The sequence below is a fragment of the Oleiphilus sp. HI0086 genome, assembly GCF_001635225.1.
Genome location: NZ_LWFZ01000271.1, coordinates 1 through 253 on the forward strand (window position 1 = coordinate 1; position 253 = coordinate 253).

Annotated in this window: 1 pseudogene; it reads right to left on the reverse strand. The window is 44.3% G+C overall.

The features are described from left to right. A pseudogene (locus A3756_RS03480) lies at positions 1 to 253 on the reverse strand (tryptophan synthase subunit beta); the annotation flags it as partial.

Genomic DNA, 253 nt, shown 5'->3' on the forward strand with positions numbered 1-253 from the left:
TATTATTTACTTTGTGCGCGCCGGTATGATTAAGGTCCTCTCGCTTAAGGTAGATCTTTGCACCGCCCACTTCTCTAGTCAGACGTTCGGCAAAATAAAGCGGTGAAGGCCGACCCACATAGTCAGCCATATCCTTATCAAACTCTTTACAGAACTCAGGGTCATCTTTGAGAGAAAGGTATTTCTTCTCAAGGTCTTCAAGCGATGACATCAAAGTCTCTGAAACAAATCGACCACCATAAGGGCCAAAATG